The organism is Amycolatopsis australiensis (genome assembly GCF_900119165.1).
Taxonomy (GTDB): domain Bacteria; phylum Actinomycetota; class Actinomycetes; order Mycobacteriales; family Pseudonocardiaceae; genus Amycolatopsis; species Amycolatopsis australiensis.
In genome coordinates this window covers 6652620-6667108 of record NZ_FPJG01000006.1, presented here as the reverse complement: position 1 = coordinate 6667108, position 14489 = coordinate 6652620, and the positions used below count along the sequence as shown (strand labels likewise).

Annotated in this window: 11 protein-coding genes and 3 pseudogenes; 8 read left to right on the top strand and 6 right to left on the bottom strand. The window is 69.3% G+C overall.

What is annotated here, in order from left to right; translation table 11 throughout:
• Nucleotides 1–99 precede the first annotated feature (99 nt).
• Both ligD and BT341_RS46910 read left to right on the top strand, forming a co-directional pair.
• Nucleotides 100–579, top strand: a pseudogene (gene ligD / locus BT341_RS32480) (non-homologous end-joining DNA ligase LigD); the annotation flags it as partial.
• Between the two features lie 235 nt (nucleotides 580–814).
• A pseudogene (locus BT341_RS46910) lies at nucleotides 815–943 on the top strand (DUF2188 domain-containing protein); the annotation flags it as partial.
• Between the two features lie 131 nt (nucleotides 944–1074).
• On the opposite strand, the gene BT341_RS32470 reads toward BT341_RS46910, so the two are convergent.
• Both BT341_RS32470 and BT341_RS32465 read right to left on the bottom strand, forming a co-directional pair.
• The gene (locus BT341_RS32470; protein WP_143168721.1) at nucleotides 1075–2730 is read right to left on the bottom strand and encodes a pentapeptide repeat-containing protein; all 1656 of its coding nucleotides are present in this window, start codon (nucleotides 2728–2730) and stop codon (nucleotides 1075–1077) included.
• 524 nt (nucleotides 2731–3254) lie between these two features.
• The gene (locus tag BT341_RS32465) at nucleotides 3255–5147 is read right to left on the bottom strand and encodes a HEAT repeat domain-containing protein (protein ID WP_072479880.1); all 1893 of its coding nucleotides are present in this window, start codon (nucleotides 5145–5147) and stop codon (nucleotides 3255–3257) included.
• A gap of 110 nt (nucleotides 5148–5257) precedes the next feature.
• On the opposite strand from BT341_RS32465, the gene BT341_RS32460 reads away from it, so the two are divergent.
• The 5 genes from BT341_RS32460 (at nucleotide 5258) to BT341_RS32440 (ending at nucleotide 11366) form a co-directional block, all read left to right on the top strand.
• Complete coding sequence (locus BT341_RS32460; RefSeq protein ID WP_072479879.1) at nucleotides 5258–5716, top strand: hypothetical protein; 459 nt, start codon at nucleotides 5258–5260, stop codon at nucleotides 5714–5716.
• Nucleotides 5717–5931: 215 nt separating this feature from the next.
• Complete coding sequence (locus BT341_RS32455) at nucleotides 5932–6336, top strand: hypothetical protein (RefSeq protein ID WP_072479878.1); 405 nt, start codon at nucleotides 5932–5934, stop codon at nucleotides 6334–6336.
• Between the two features lie 215 nt (nucleotides 6337–6551).
• Nucleotides 6552–7250 (top strand): hypothetical protein, encoded by a 699-nt coding sequence (locus BT341_RS32450; RefSeq protein WP_084743074.1) that lies wholly within the window; start codon nucleotides 6552–6554, stop codon nucleotides 7248–7250.
• Between the two features lie 169 nt (nucleotides 7251–7419).
• Complete coding sequence (locus tag BT341_RS32445) at nucleotides 7420–9366, top strand: heavy metal translocating P-type ATPase (RefSeq protein WP_281256021.1); 1947 nt, start codon at nucleotides 7420–7422, stop codon at nucleotides 9364–9366.
• A 563-nt stretch (nucleotides 9367–9929) separates the two neighbouring features.
• Nucleotides 9930–11366, top strand: a complete 1437-nt coding sequence (locus tag BT341_RS32440) for an MFS transporter (RefSeq protein ID WP_072479877.1) — start codon at nucleotides 9930–9932, stop codon at nucleotides 11364–11366.
• Between the two features lie 433 nt (nucleotides 11367–11799).
• Here the strand turns inward: BT341_RS32440 and BT341_RS47715 are convergent.
• A pseudogene (locus BT341_RS47715) lies at nucleotides 11800–11850 on the bottom strand (hypothetical protein); the annotation flags it as partial.
• 49 nt (nucleotides 11851–11899) lie between these two features.
• On the opposite strand from BT341_RS47715, the gene BT341_RS32430 reads away from it, so the two are divergent.
• Entirely contained in the window at nucleotides 11900–12676 is a 777-nt protein-coding gene (locus BT341_RS32430; RefSeq protein ID WP_072482305.1) for a methyltransferase domain-containing protein, read from the top strand.
• Nucleotides 12677–12689: 13 nt separating this feature from the next.
• On the opposite strand, the gene BT341_RS32425 is transcribed toward BT341_RS32430, so the two are convergent.
• The 3 genes from BT341_RS32425 to BT341_RS47990 all read right to left on the bottom strand — a co-directional run bounded on the left by BT341_RS32425 (nucleotide 12690) and on the right by BT341_RS47990 (nucleotide 14414).
• Nucleotides 12690–12884 (bottom strand): hypothetical protein, encoded by a 195-nt coding sequence (locus tag BT341_RS32425; RefSeq protein ID WP_143168720.1) that lies wholly within the window; start codon nucleotides 12882–12884, stop codon nucleotides 12690–12692.
• 645 nt (nucleotides 12885–13529) lie between these two features.
• A complete protein-coding gene (locus BT341_RS47995) occupies nucleotides 13530–14099 on the bottom strand; it encodes a hypothetical protein (protein WP_425426413.1) in 570 nt (189 codons plus the stop codon).
• A 33-nt stretch (nucleotides 14100–14132) separates the two neighbouring features.
• Nucleotides 14133–14414 (bottom strand): hypothetical protein, encoded by a 282-nt coding sequence (locus BT341_RS47990; protein WP_425426412.1) that lies wholly within the window; start codon nucleotides 14412–14414, stop codon nucleotides 14133–14135.
• Nucleotides 14415–14489: the final 75 nt, after the last annotated feature.

Genomic DNA, 14489 nt, shown 5'->3' with positions numbered 1-14489 from the left:
AGGCCGCCGAGCTGGGAGGGTGGCAACTCGCGAGGATGACCGCTCGCGCGGCATAGCCGCCAAGCTGGGATCTGGCATCTCGATGGCTAGTCCGGTGAAGGCCCCGGCACCTCGATCGTGCACTGCTGCCGGGTCGCCGAGCGGCTGCACGACCTGCTCGTGGCGGACGGGCTCACCCCGTTCGCGAAGACGTCCAGCTCGAAGGGCATGCAGCTCTACTGCGGCATCGACGTCGACGACCCGGGCGCGCCGTCGGCCTACGCGAAACGCCTCGCCCAGCAGCTGGCCCGCGAAACCCCCGGCCAGGTGACCGCGGTCATGGCCAAGGCCCAGCGCACCGGCCGGGTGTTCATCGACTGGTCCCAGAACAACCCGGCGAAGACCACGATCGCGCCATACTCGCTGCGCGGCCGCGACACCCCCATCGTGTCCACCCCGCTGACCTGGGACCAGGTTCGCGCCTGCCAGCGCGCTGCGCAGCTGGTGTTCACCGCCGAGGACGTGCTCGACCGGGTCGGTGAGCACGGCGACCTGCTCGCCGACCTCGACCACGCACGCGCCGACCTGCCCATCGGCTGAGGTTTCGCTGCTGGCGAACCGGGTATGTCGTGCGGGTTGCGCTCCCCGAGCGCGCGAGGCTCTGCCGGTCGAAACCACGGCCGACGGAGCCTTCTTCGTCCGGCCCTCCGAACCCGGTCACGGCGCTTCAGGGCTGGTCGCAGGAGTGTTGATGTTCCCCGCAGGGTCGGCGGGGTACCCGCGCGGTGACAACGACGCGGATACCCGCCCACGTCGAGCCGAGTAGCAGCCAGCGATGAAGGGCGACGTCGAGACCTACTTCGAAAACGGCCAGTGGCACAACAAGGTCGAAGGCATCAAGGGGCTCGACAGCCACGACACCAGAGCCGCCGCGATCGAGCAGGGCCGCGACCTGGCACGCGAACGCAAGGTCGAGCACTTCATCCGCAACAAGGACGGCAAGATCGGCGAACGCAACACTTACGGACAACCCCCGCAACATCCCCAGCTAAGCCGCCACGGAGCTCCGACGGCGAGGCGCGGGTGCGCTGGTGATCACCCACGCCCCCGTCGGCCCGACAGCTGCCGAACAGCGAATCGTCGGTCAGTCACCACACGAATGCGTGGTCGGGACCGCTTCAGACGGACGAAACCTCGGTTGATCCACCACTGCGAGGTCACGGTTGCGAAGTCCTGCGGGTCGAGAATCGCGTTACTGGCACGAGCGATCTGCAAAGCCGCTCGCAGCACACGGCCGGGACCTCCCGAATAGCCGATGCCGATCAAAGCAACGCGGGCGAACCTGACGCCGCCCGCGGTGGTCACACGGTCGAACTCGACCAGAGCGGTGGAGTAGCTGAAAAGTTCAGGCAGCTCGAACGTGACGTCGTCGAACTCGATGTAGCCGATAAAGGTCGCGTCGTTGAACCGCGCGGTGCCGGTGAAGCTCGCATATTTGAACCGGGCGGCTCCGGTGAAGGTCGTGCCGGTGAACTCGGCGCTGGCGACGTCGCCAGACCACGTGGGGCAGGTGAAGGTCGCGCCGGTGAACTCGGCAGCGCCAGTGAAGGTCGCGCCGGTGAATATGGCTTCGCCGTTAAAGTCTGCATGGTCGAACCAGGCTGCTCCGGTGAAGGTCGTGCCGGTGAACGTGGCGGTATCGATGAAGGTGACAAAGCTGAACCCGGCGGAGCCGATGAACGTCACTTCTCTGAACGAGGCGTGGGTCAAAGTCGCGTGGTGGAACCTGGCGACGTCGAGGAAGGTTGCGCCGTCGAACGCTGCGCCCAGGCTGGTGAAGGTCGCATGGTCGAACGAGGCGTCGCCAGTGAAGGTCACGTCATCGAACCGGGCGCCGCGGGTGAAGGTCGCCTCATCGAACATGGCTTCGCCGGTGAAGGTCGCGCCGCGAAAGAAGGCGGTCTCTACTCGGCAGCTCTTCAAAGTGAAGTTAATCAGGTTGGCGTTGGTGAGGTCGAGGTCGATGTCTGCCCAGAATTTCCCGCGTTCCTGGGGTTGAAGATGATCGAAAAGAATCCGCTGCGCGGCGAGTCGGACTTCCCGCTCCTGCACCCGGCGCTGGTGCTCCTCGACCTGGGTTTGGTTGGCCGCCGCGGACGGTACAGCGTCCGGCGGGCTGAAGGGCATCCGCAGGTAGGCGCAGATAACGTTGACGATGCTCTGGCGCTGGCCGGGATTATTGTGAGCCAACCGCTCCAGCGCGTACAACCCGGCCAGCCGAACCGGAGCCTCGTCGGAGCCGAGCTGGTCAGCGGCTTTGGTGTAGAGCTCGGTGACGTTCTTCTCCGCCGCGTCGTTCTCGCTGTGTTGCTGGCGCCGCACCGCCAGCAGCAGCGCGAAGATGCCGGTGGTGCCCGCGCCGATCCCGAGCCCGGTCTTGATCGCCTCAACCCGCGCCGCTGCCCTCTTGTCCGCATCGCCGGCCTGGTTGGCCTCGCCGAGCAGCCAGCTGGTCGCCACCCACCCCACCGCGGCCACCACGATCGCTGCGGCGACCACAACCCACCAGCTCATCCCGACCGACCTGGCTCGCGGCGTCCGCTCCCCCCGCCGCCGAGCCACCGCGACCGCCAGCCCGCCGACCGCGACGGCCAGCAGCGCCAGCGGTACCGCCAGCGGGCGCGCCCACCGACCCAACGCCAGCCAGTCCACCCACCCGAACAGCACCGCCATCGCGGCCAGCAGCGCCACCCCGCTGAGCACCAGCGCGCCACGCGCCGGCGCCCAACCCCGCCAGAGCGACCCGGACAAAAGCGGTTTCCGTCTCATCACAGACTGTGAATCGCTACGGCGCGGCCTGCTGCTACGCCCGCGCCACAATGTCGCGCGCGCTTGCGGGCGCAGTGAGAAGCCTTCGCGATGGTGGTCCCAGGTGGTTGCCCCGCTCGACTGCGCCGACTGCGTGACTGTCGCGACCATGGCCCGGAGTCGTGTCGCTCGCGGCCTGCCGTCTTCCGCGTCTATGTCACCTGGTCGCCTGTTGGGTGAGCATCTCACGCGGCACCGGCGCGTCGGCGTCGCGCTGGGGAATCGGTCTCGCGGCGGTCTACGGTGCAGTCGGCGCCGGCCCCGGAACCGGAGCGGGTCAGCGTTCGAAAAGGCGGATCCGCCTGCCGGCGCGGAAACCGTAGTTGAGGTAGGCGATGGTGGCGCGCCAACCATCGGGGTCGGCCGGATAGCGCCGGTTAGGACGATGCGGGCCACCAAGAGAGCCATCAAATTCCAGGCCGCCACCGAACTCCACCTGGCCGTCGGCGCGCACAGTGGCGGTAAAATAGGTACCGTCTTCGCCGGGTTTTGCTGCGCACGTCCCAGTGGTAGCCGGGCGTCTGCCACCGCTTCGAGGGCGTGCCGTCGTCATAGTCGTAAAAGGTGTACTCCTCCTCGTAGAGGACGCGTCCGCGGCTCCAGACATCGACATATCCCGGCCTCGGAAGCGACGGGTCCACCGCGGTTCCCAGGGTGTATGGGGTGAGGCCGAGGTCCCGGCCGAGGCCGAGGTCGGCGGCGGCGCTCATCAGCAGCTTGACTGATGTCTCCTTGGGATCACCGGTGGGGGGAGAGCCGAGGCGGGACTGTGCCAGATACCGGACGTGGTAGGCGACCGCGTTGTCCTCGGCGATGCGTCGAAGGGCGGTCGCACCGCGATCCGGGTCGACGCGACTGACCGCCCGGCTGCGCAGGTCCGCCGAGTCCAAAGCGGACACGAGGAACTCGTCCACGTCGGTGACGCCCAGCTGGGTGAGCGCGGGCAGCACGCCCTTCCGGCCCGCGCGCAGCTGATCGATGATCTGGAAGACCGCTTGGTGTTCCCGGCGCCGGCCCAGCTCCGCCGCGGCGAACTCCCAATGGTCGCCGCGCAGCATGTGGACCAGCTCGTCGTACATTCGCGGGCTGGCGATGCCGCTCAGCGCGCGCCGGGCCTCCTCGGCGAACTCGCCATCCAGCAGCCCGATCAGCGTGGAGATGTGCTGCCGGGCGACCGCCTGGTCCAGTTTGGCACGCCGGTCGGCCAGCTTCGCCCGTGCCATCGCGGCGTCGGCAAGTGCGGGTGCGCCCAGGCGGCGCCCGACGGCTTCCACCAACTGCTCGCGCTGCTGGACGTAACGGGCCTGCGGGATCAGCGCCGCGAGACCCTCGGCAAGACCCGGCAGACCGGAGCCGGCCACATCACTAAGCGCGAACTCGAAAGACCGGTAGGATTCTCCGAACGGAATGTCGGCGATGCCACGCACGAGGACATCTACCGTCGAGGGATCACCGAGCGAGGCGATGGCCTTCAAGATGACCCGGTGCACGACGCTTCCCGGCCGCTCCTGGGCGAGCCTGGCGACCAATGGGGCGACCGCTGACGGCCCCATCCTCTCCAGCACCATCGCCGCGAACTCTCGCAGGGCGACGTCGCCATCGTTGAGGAGCCCGACAAACAGCGGCAGGTGAGCCGCCTCCACCCGCGGCCGCACCATGTCGGTGACGCCCATGATCAGCTGGCTCTGCGAGGCGCAGCCACAGCTGCGTACGCCTTCGGCGTGCCAGCGGCGCGACCGCACCAGCGCATCGACCAGGTCCTCCACCGGCACGCCGGCCACGCCGATCGCCTGCAGCGATCTGGCGGCAGCGCCGGCGGCTGGGCAGACATCGCAGGCCATCACCTCGACTAGGACCGCGACGACCTGCCGGTCTCCGACCTCACCGAGCGCCAGCGCCGCTTCGCGACGGACCTGCTCGTCCGGCTGGTAGTGCAACGCCTTGACCAGCTTCCGCACGTCACCACGGAGCTTCAGCCGCTCCACATTGGGTGCACCGAACATCCACCCATTATGCGACGCGGGACCGGGCGGTGACCCGCACCGACTCGAAGCACTCCGGCGAGAGCCTTGCGTCTCGTCACATATCAGCACCCGGAACCGCTGGGAGAGCGCCTTCTTCAGGACCGTGTCGAACTCGATCGGCTTGGCCGGTGGGGGCCCGCCGATGTGCAGTGCGTCGTAGAGGACGTGGCGGATGTCGCGCGGAGTCGGCCGTGCCCGGAACTGCACCCGGCACATCGAATCCGCCACCAGCATCCGCAGCGAGGCGTCGCCTGGCCAGCGCCTGACGGATCGCATCGACGACGCGCTCGTCGGTGCGTCCGTGCGGAGCGCTGCGGCGGGCTGCACGCCCGTCGACGAGGCCGCGCAGCCCGCCGTCGCGGTAGCGGTGCCGCATCCGCTGGACGGTGATCGCGCTCGTCGGCGTGCCCGCCGCGGTCAGCTCCGCGGCCTTGGCCACCGCTTCCCGCTGCCGGACGGTCCGCAGCGCCGGGCCGAACTCCGGACGCGGCGCGGTCCCGGCGGCGCGCCGGGCGGCAGCCCGGTCTCGGCCTCGACCACGTGCCGTTCTCACTCCCGGGCCGCGCGGCGACCTCGGCGGGCACGTCCTCGAGCAGGTGCCCGTCCAGCGGCGGCGCGGCGGCCGGCTCGGCCGCGCCGAGGATCGCGAACCCCGGCGACGCGAGCAGGTGGCCCAGCAGCACCACGCTCGGCGTGCCGGCCTCGGCGACCGGCCGCACGCGGGTTCCGGCGAGCGCGACCACCTGGTGCCCGACGCCGTCGAACAGCACGCGGTCCTCGACCTTCAGCAACTGCATCACGCGGGTGCCGCCGCCACCGGCGAGGCTCGTTCAAGAAGGAAGTAGGCACCTTTTGGTGCGCTGCACTCCAGTCGTGAGCGACTATGTCGCGTCCAGCGGCCTGGCCGCGGACGTCTACGGGGCGCCGAGACGACAGGTACGTCCGGTGACGTAGGTGGCGCAGGAAAGGTGTCGCTTCCGGCCCGATGCCTGTGCAGGGGCCGCGCGCTGACACTGGGCGCCGAAACAGTTTTCCATGGCCCGCTGCGAAGGAGTCCACCATGTTCCGCCGTCTCAACCGCAACACCCTGCTCGCATTCGCCGGGATGCTCGTAGGCATCACCGGACTGCTGGTGCAGTGGGCCGCTAACCCGGCGAAATTCTCCGCGGCACAAGGCTTCTTCGGGCTCGCGTTCCCACCCGGCATCCTGTTCATCGTTCTGGCCGGACTGCTCATGCTGGCGACCGCGCGTTGGTGCTGGCACTCGGTGTTCGGCGCGTTCATCGCGTTCTGGATCGTCGGCGTCGGTGGCATCTCCGGGCAACTGGCCCCCAACCTCGTCTCCTCGAACCCGGGCACGGTCGCCGGCAACGTCGTGATGTCCGCCGGGCTGATCCTCGCGTTCGGCGCCGGGATCGCCAGCATGGTCCACGCGCGACGTGCCCGGCGACTCGTGCGGAACTGATCCGGACAAGCTCGACCACGCTGTAGGCCACGCGGGGAGAGGCTGACCAGGAACTCGGCGACTTTTACCAGTCCCGCCTGGACGAGGTGTCCAGAGCGGTCTTGGCCTCGAGCTGGCTCGTCTCTGCCACAGACGGTTCGCGACGATGAGCGGGCTCTGGATCGGGACGATGTCGGGATCTGTTGTCCTGATCACTTGGGGTAAGATTGGTACCCGTGCCCGGTCTGGTCGAGGTGGCCTACACCATCGGTGGGGGTGTCGTTGGTGCGGCGCTGACGAACTACGTCGCGAAGATCCAGGATCGGCGCCAGTTGCGCGCTGAGGTCTATCGGCATCTGGCCAAGGTGCGGGAAATCAGCGGCGGTGTCCGCACCGTCGAGGTCGGCGTGGCTCCGCGGTCGTCCCCGGGTGGCCGTCGGCGGTCGATTGCCATGGAGCTGGGTGTCACCGCGCTTCTGGATGGCGGCGCTGATGGGTATCGCGCCTTGCGCGAGGCGCTCGCCGACCTGATGACCGCGGTTCTCGTGGCCGGGATGCCGCGGCGGGTTGCCGATTTCGCGGGCGGTGCTCACGAGCGGCTCCTGGACAGCACGCTGATGGTGACGATCGACCGCTGCCTCGGCGGCGTGCTCGGTGCCGACGCGGATCGGCTGGTCCGGGCGACGCAGGAGTACCAGGCGGCCGCTACCGCCTTGTTGCTGGCGGTGCTCTGGCATCCCTGGCGGGCCCGGCTGCGGTTGCGCCACCGGATGAGCGCACTGCGCATCGAGGTCGAGTCGCTGCATCGGCTGCAGCAGAACGTCCTTGTGGAGCTCACTCGCGAAGAGCACGTGACTGTGCTGTACGAGCATCTCGACCCTGACGGACAGCGCCGGAAGGCGTGGGGTCTCGAGAAACAGGGGGCAGCGAGCTGAATCGCCCGTGCCCGGCTGAGGTGGACCGGGCATCGGGCCCCTCGCCGGGGTCCTGCAACGTCCGCTGCAATGTCCGATCGTCGGCACGAGCGCGCGTCCTGCGGCCCACCGTCGACGGCCTGCGGCGTGAGCGCGCGTTCGGGCGCTGGCTGGCCCGGTCTCTCAGGGGGTGGGGCGACCAGAGGAGGAAACGGGTCTCGGCGATCCGGACGGCGTCGGCTGGCGACGGCGGTGCGGACGATGCCGACGCCGTTGCGGCCGGTCGCGTCGACCCCCACGGTCAGCTGCCGGCGGCCCCGGGTGGTCGTGGTGGGCGCTGTACCTGGCTTGCTACGCGGCCGGCGGTTGGGAGCCGGGCTGGGCCGGGCTGCAGGCGCTGCGAGAGAAGACCCTGGACGTCGACCTGCTGATGGTCGCGGCGGCGATCGGTGCGGCGGCGATCGGGCAGGTGCTCGACGGCGCGCTGCTGATCGTCATCTTCGCCACCTCCGGCGCGCTGGAGGCACTCGCGACCGCGCGGACGGAGGACTCCGTACGCGGGTTACTGGACCTGGCACCGGAGACGGCCACGCGGATCACCGCAGATGACGAGGTGGTTGTCCCGGTCGTCGAGCTGGCGGTCGGGGACGTGGTGCTGGTGCGTCCGGGGGAGCGGATCCCCGCCGACGGGACCGTGGTCGCCGGCGGCAGCGAGGTGGACCAGGCCACGATCACCGGCGAGCCGCTGACGGTCGACAAGGTCGTCGGAGACGAGGTGTTCGCCGGGACGCTCAATGGCACCGGTTCGATGCACGTGCGGGTGGCCCGCCGCGCCGAAGACTCGGTCGTCGCGCGCATCGCGACGCTGGTCGAGCAGGCCGGACAGACGAAGGCGCGTACGCAGCTGTTCATCGAGAAGGTCGAACAGCGGTACTCGATCGGGATGGTCGCCGCCACGGTGGCGATCTTCGTGCTGCCGCTGCTGTGGGGTGAGGCGCTGCGGGACTCGCTGCTGCGGGCGATGACCTTCATGATCGTGGCCTCGCCGTGCGCGGTCGTGCTGGCGACCATGCCTCCGCTGCTGGCCGCGATCGCCAACGCCGGCCGACACGGTGTGCTGGCGAAGTCCGCCGTCGTGCTGGAACAGCTCGCCGCCACGACCCGGGTCGCGTTCGACAAGACCGGCACCCTCACCCGCGGTACACCGGAACTCGCCGACATCCGCGTCCTGCCCGGTGCCGGTCTCACCGAAACCGAGGTGCTGCGGCTAGCCGCGGCCGCCGAACGGCCCAGCGAACACCCATTGGCCAGGGCTGTGCTCGCCGCCGCGCGAGCCCGGGGTCTGCAGCTGCCGGAGGCCGAGGAGTTCAGCTCCCAACCCGGCCGAGGCGTCTCCGCGCTCGTCGACGGGCACTTCCTGCGCATCGGCTCTCCCGCGGCGCTCATGCCCGATGAGGCCGACGCGAGTGCCGCGGCGGCCGTCGAGGCGATCCAGCAGCGCGGGCAGACCGCGGTGCTGGTGCTGAGGGAGCAGCGGGTCGTCGCCGTGCTGGCCATCACCGACCAGACCCGCCCCGAAGCCGCGGCCGCGGTCACCGCGCTCACGCGGCTGACCGGCACCTCGCCGGTGCTGCTCACCGGCGACAACCACGCCACCGCGACGCGACTCGCCGGCGAGCTGGGCATCGGCGACGTCCGAGCCGGGCTCCTGCCCGAGGACAAGGTGACCGCCGTGCGCGAACTGGAAGCCACCGGCGCCCGGGTGACCGTGGTCGGCGACGGCGTCAACGACGCTCCCGCCTTGGCCGCGGCCCAGGCCGGGATCGCCATGGGCGGCGGCGGTTCGGACGTCACCCTGCAGACCGCGGACGCCGTCGTCGTCCGCGACGACCTGAGCACCATCCCCGCGCTCATCGCCCTCGCGCGCCGGGCCCGCCGAGTGGTGATCGCGAACCTCGTGATCGCCGCGACGTTTATCGCCGTGCTGGTGCTGTGGGATCTGTTCGGAACCCTGCCGCTGCCGCTCGGTGTGGCCGGGCACGAGGGGTCCACCGTCATCGTCGGCCTCAACGGCCTCCGGCTGCTGCGCTCGGCAGCATGGCGACGAGTCGCTGGACGCTCAGGCGCCGTCGGCTGAAACGCCGACACCGGGTCCCGAGGTCACGGGTGCACGACGAGACTGATGTCCGCGATCAGGGTGAGCGCCACGCGGGGCCGGCGCGAGCACGGCAGCGGGCGACTTGCGGCGAATCTCGGGTGAGGCGACGAATCTGAGTTGGTTGCCGTGGCGTTGTGTTGGATGACCAGTTTTCTGGCTGGGTGGCTGTAAAACGCTGTTGAGCAGGGAATAGCGCGTGACCGCGTCACGCTAGGGCCGTTGCTCGTTTCGCTCTACTTGAGCCAGCACGGCTTGCCCGGCTCGGGCGACCCCGCCGTCGATCGTGGAGCCCGACCGGCCGGCCGGGAATTGGCCCCGCTGTCCGGCCGCGTCACGAACCTCGGGCGGCCATCTCGAGCGGTACCTATGCGTAATGCCTATCGCCGCCGCCACGTGGCCGTGGCACTGCCTGTCGCGGTGCTGATGTGTGACGCATGAGACGCAGATACCCCTCGGGGGTACTTGTCAAGGCGTCCATCGCCGTCCTACTCTCAGGGCTACTGGATACCCCCCGGGGGTACCTACGCGAAGGGATGGTTGTCATGGCTGACACCGGTTCAAGGCGATGGTGGGCGCTGGGCCTCATCGCCCTGGCGCAGTTCATGGTCATCATGGACACGTCGATCATCGGGGTCGCGCTCCCCGAGATGCAGAAGGACCTCGGGTTCTCCTCCGGCGGCTTGTCGTGGGTGTTCAACGCCTACGTCATCGCGCTCGGCGGGCTTCTGCTGCTCGGTGGCCGGTTGTCCGACCTGTTCGGCGCGCGGCGGCTGTTCACCACGGGGTGGGTGGTCACGCTCGCCGGCTCGGTGGTCGCGGCGCTGGCCGGGACGGCTTGGGTGGAACTGTTGGGCCGGGTGTTGCAGGGTGGGGGTGCGGCGCTGATCGCGCCGTCGGCGCTGACGTTGCTGATGATGATCTTCGGGTCGCGTCCGCAGGAACTGCCGAAGGCGCTCGCGCTCTACGGTGCCGCCGCGCCCGCCGGCGGCACGGCTGGCGTCTTCCTCGGCGGCGTGATCACTGAATGGTTGTCGTGGCCGTGGATCTTCTGGCTGTACGTGCCGATCTCGCTGGTCGCGATCATCGCGACCGCGCGCCTCATGCCCGAGGTGCCGGCCAAGCGCGGGTCGGTCGACGTTCTCGGGGCTGCGACCGTGACCGCCGGGCTGGCGCTGACGGTCTTCGCCGTCGTCCGTGCGCCGCAGGTGGGCTGGGGTGTGTTCGAGACGCTGGGGCCGCTGACCGGTGGTCTGCTCCTGCTGGTGCTGTTTGTGGCGGTCCAGCGCGTCCGGCGGGTGCCGCTGGTGCGGCTGGGGATTTTCCGCACACCGAACCTGGGCGGGGCCAACCTCGCGCAGTTCCTGCTCGGGGCCGCGTGGATCCCGATGTGGTACTTCCTCAACCTGTACCTGCAGCAGGTCCTGGGCTATGGAGCCTTCGCCAGTGGCGCGGCCTTGCTGCCGATGACCGTGCTGATCGTCGTGCTCATGGTCGCGGTGGCTCCGAAGCTGATCGCGAAACTGGGGGCGAAGCCGATGATCGTCGGCGGGTTGGGGGCGCTGGCGGCGGGTCTGCTGTGGTTGTCGTTCGCGCGTCCGACCGGGAACTTCGTCGTCGACGTCCTGCCGGCGTCGTTGGTCGCGGCGCTCGGTCAGGCCCTGGCCTTCATTCCGTCGCTCGGAAGGGCGATCTCTAGCGCCAAGCCTGAGGAAGGCGGTCTCGCGGCCGGGATCGTGAACACGGCTTACCAGGTCGGGTCGGCCCTGGGGCTGGCCGCGATGACGGCGGTCGGGCTGTCGTTTGGCGCCGACCGGCACGACGATCCGGTCGTCATGACCGGCGGCTTCTCGGCGGCGTTCCTCGGCGCGGCGGGCATCGCTATGGTCGGCGGCTTCCTGGCCATGGCCACGCTGAGGACCGACCGGAGTGCGGCCGAACCCTCGGTGCCGGTGGGTGACAAGGACGCCGTCGCGCGGTGACGACCTCGTGCGGGTCGGCAGCGACATGGTTCGGGGCGGCAGTGCGAACTCGCGCTGCCGCCCCGGTTGCGTGCGAAAGTCAAGTGTGCACGTGCGGCACCTGCCCGGGCTGATCCGGGCGGTCACCATGGCCTGGAAATGCGGGCACTCGGCGATGTCCTCGTGGTCGCAGTCCAACGCGGAGTCGATCAGCTCCAGCGATGCCTGCGCGGCGGCGATTCGGGCGGCGAGCTCGGCCCGGTGGCGGCGCAGGATGGCCCTCCGTCCGGGCGGGTCCTGGGCGGCGAACATCTCCCGGATGTCGTCCAAGCCGAACCCGGCCTCCTTCGCGCGCAGGATCACTGCGACCCGATACAGGTCGCCCGCGCCGTAGCGGCGGCGCGACGCGGTGACCCCGGGACGGAGCCAGCAGTCCCATCGATTCCCAGTGCCGCAGCACGTGCGTGGCCAGGCCGGAGCGCTGCGCGATCTCGCCGATGCTCATCTCCGCGTCGCTTGACTTCATGTTGACTTTAAGTCGCAGCATGGCGGACATGTCCAGCACTACGACTTCTCCGTCCGACGACGTCACCGAGTCCTTGATCCGGTTGCTCGACGCCGCGGACGTGCTGCCTGGCGCGGCCGAGCTGCGCGCCCACACATACGACCTCCTGCGGCTCGGCGATGGCCAGCCGGTCGTGGACGTCGGTTGTGGGTCCGGACGCGCGGTCGCCGAACTCGCCGATCGCGGGGCGCGGCCGATCGGCGTCGAACCGGATGCGCGGATGCTCGCCGCAGCGCGGCGACGGTGGCAGGATTGGGACTTCCGCGAAGGTTTCGCCGACGAGCTGCCTCTCGATGACGGCAGCGTGGCCGGATACCGCGTCGACAAGGTGTTCCACGAACTCGCCGATCCCGCCGCCGCGCTGGCCGAAGCGCGGCGGGTGCTGGCGCCGGGCGGGCGGATCGTCCTGATCGGGCAGGACTGGGATACCTTCGTCATCGACTCCGACGATCCGGAGCTGACCCGCACCATCGTGCACGCTCGAGCCGACACCTTGCCCAGCCCGCACGCCGCCCGGGCATATCGGTCTTTGCTGCTCGACGCAGGATTCGACGACGTCACCGTCGAGGTGCGGACCGCGGTCTTCACCGATCGGCGCATGCTGCCGATGTTGACCGGATTGGCCGCTGCCGCGTCGGCTGAGGGGGCCGTTGACCGCGACCGGGCGGAGGTCTGGGTGGCCGAGCAGACCCGGCGAGCGGACTCGGACCGGATGTTCCTGGCTGTGCCGCTGTTCATTGCCGCAGGTGTCAGCCCAACACGGTGACCGCCAAGGAAACTCACCCCACGCTTGTCGCGGCGAACACCGCCGCGACGAGCGCCCGAAAACCGCGTGCCCGGCTCAGCCCGGGACGCGCCGCCAGCGGCAGGAACAGCAGCGGCTGGACAACGGCGCAAAGCATGATCAGCGCGGCGATCCAGAGTGGCAGCGCGGGGACCGCGGCACCGACAGCGACCTGGATCGTGCCCATCATGACCAGGTCCAGGTGGGCCTGCCGGATTCGCTTGGGCCGCCGCACCCCAGCTCGGCGCAGCAGTAAGGGAGCCTGCACCGCCAGAGCAGCCGTGGCGACCACCAGCCGCCCGCGACGCTGCCGAGCAGCAGAGCTGCCGCGAGGATCATCGCTTCCTGCGCAGGACGTCCGACTCCTTCTCCGTGACCGTGCTGACGAAGTGGAGCAGGACCGACTCAACTTCGTCGACGGAGTCGATTGTGCGCGAGTGGACGGACGCGGATCGGTGAGATCCTGCGTCCGCCCGGCGTGCCAGTTCTTGGGGGAGGATCCGACGCGGTTGACGATTTGGGTTAGCAGCTTGCCTGCTTTCCTTGCTGTGAAACAGTTCCAGGGCGACCTTCCTTCCGGTGTCGCCCTCGGTAGACGGTGCCGCCGCAGCAGAGGCGTGGGCCACGCGAAAAGGCAGCTGCGTTCCCTTGTTCTATTGTGGCCCTCGCTCTGGCTTGTCGGCGGTAGAATGCGAGGTCGCGGAGTGACCTGTAACGCCGCGCTGACGGTCTTTGCCTTTGGGGATGCGGGCCGTGTCCAGGCGACCCCTCGGCCGTCTCGGGGGCAGGATTAGCAGGGTTCTCGGCGTCGGCGTTGCCGGCGCCGCTTGCCGGTTCAGTGATCAGCCGCTTGTTTCAGGGCTTGGCGCAAGGTAGCGAGGTCTGGCACACCGGCCGGCCCCATCGCGGTGTGGTAGATCCGGCATGCCATCCCCGGCGGCTGTCCTGGTTCGGCGAAGGGGTCCGTGCCGTCGACCCTGATTGTCGGCGAACCGGTGAATTGCTGTTTCTCGGCGTCTTCGGGGCTCGTCACGACGACCGTGGTGAACCGCATGGTCCGGAGGCCGACATCGTCCAATGCCTGCCTGAGCAGTCGCGCCGCCGGTGCTTCATTCGGACAGTCCGGCACGATCAGCAGTTCGATCTCCATCACGGCAGTCCTTCCGGTCGCGCCGGTGGTATTCAGAAGCGATCGTCGGCGCGAGGATCTGGTCGCCCCAGGATCAGCCGAACTATGCGTTGAGTTGGAGCCCGACAGCAGCATGCCCGAGAGGCAGGAGTACAACAAGGTTTGCTTGAAGTCCGCTACCGCGCTGGCCGAGCCGAGTTCCCGCCCGGCGCGACGCTGGACGTAGGACAGGTACGGCATGATCAGCAGCGGCACCGCGGCCAGCACGATGCCCACGGTCGAGTGCTCTGCGGAGGCACCGGAGTACTGTCAGGCCACTGCCGCCACAGACGCGACCGTGATGACCGAGTCCAGGCCGAACCCGATCAAGGCGGTTGAATCGGCGATGGTACCGGCTGGGATCGCGACGATCGCCTCGTTGGCGTTGTAGGTGATCGTGGCGGTGACCACAGTCGCACCCGCCGCTACAACATCGCCCGGCGTCGGTTCAACGCCGGGTGACGACGTGACCGGTGTACAGCTCTCGTCCGAGCAACCGTTCACCTCGATGGCTGCAATCGGCAAGTCGCGGCGGCCGGTGCCCTCACTCATCGGCTTGCTTCGGCTGGCGACGCCGTGAGCTGCTCCTCGTCACCCACGCATGGCTGGTCAGAATCCACGGCGAGC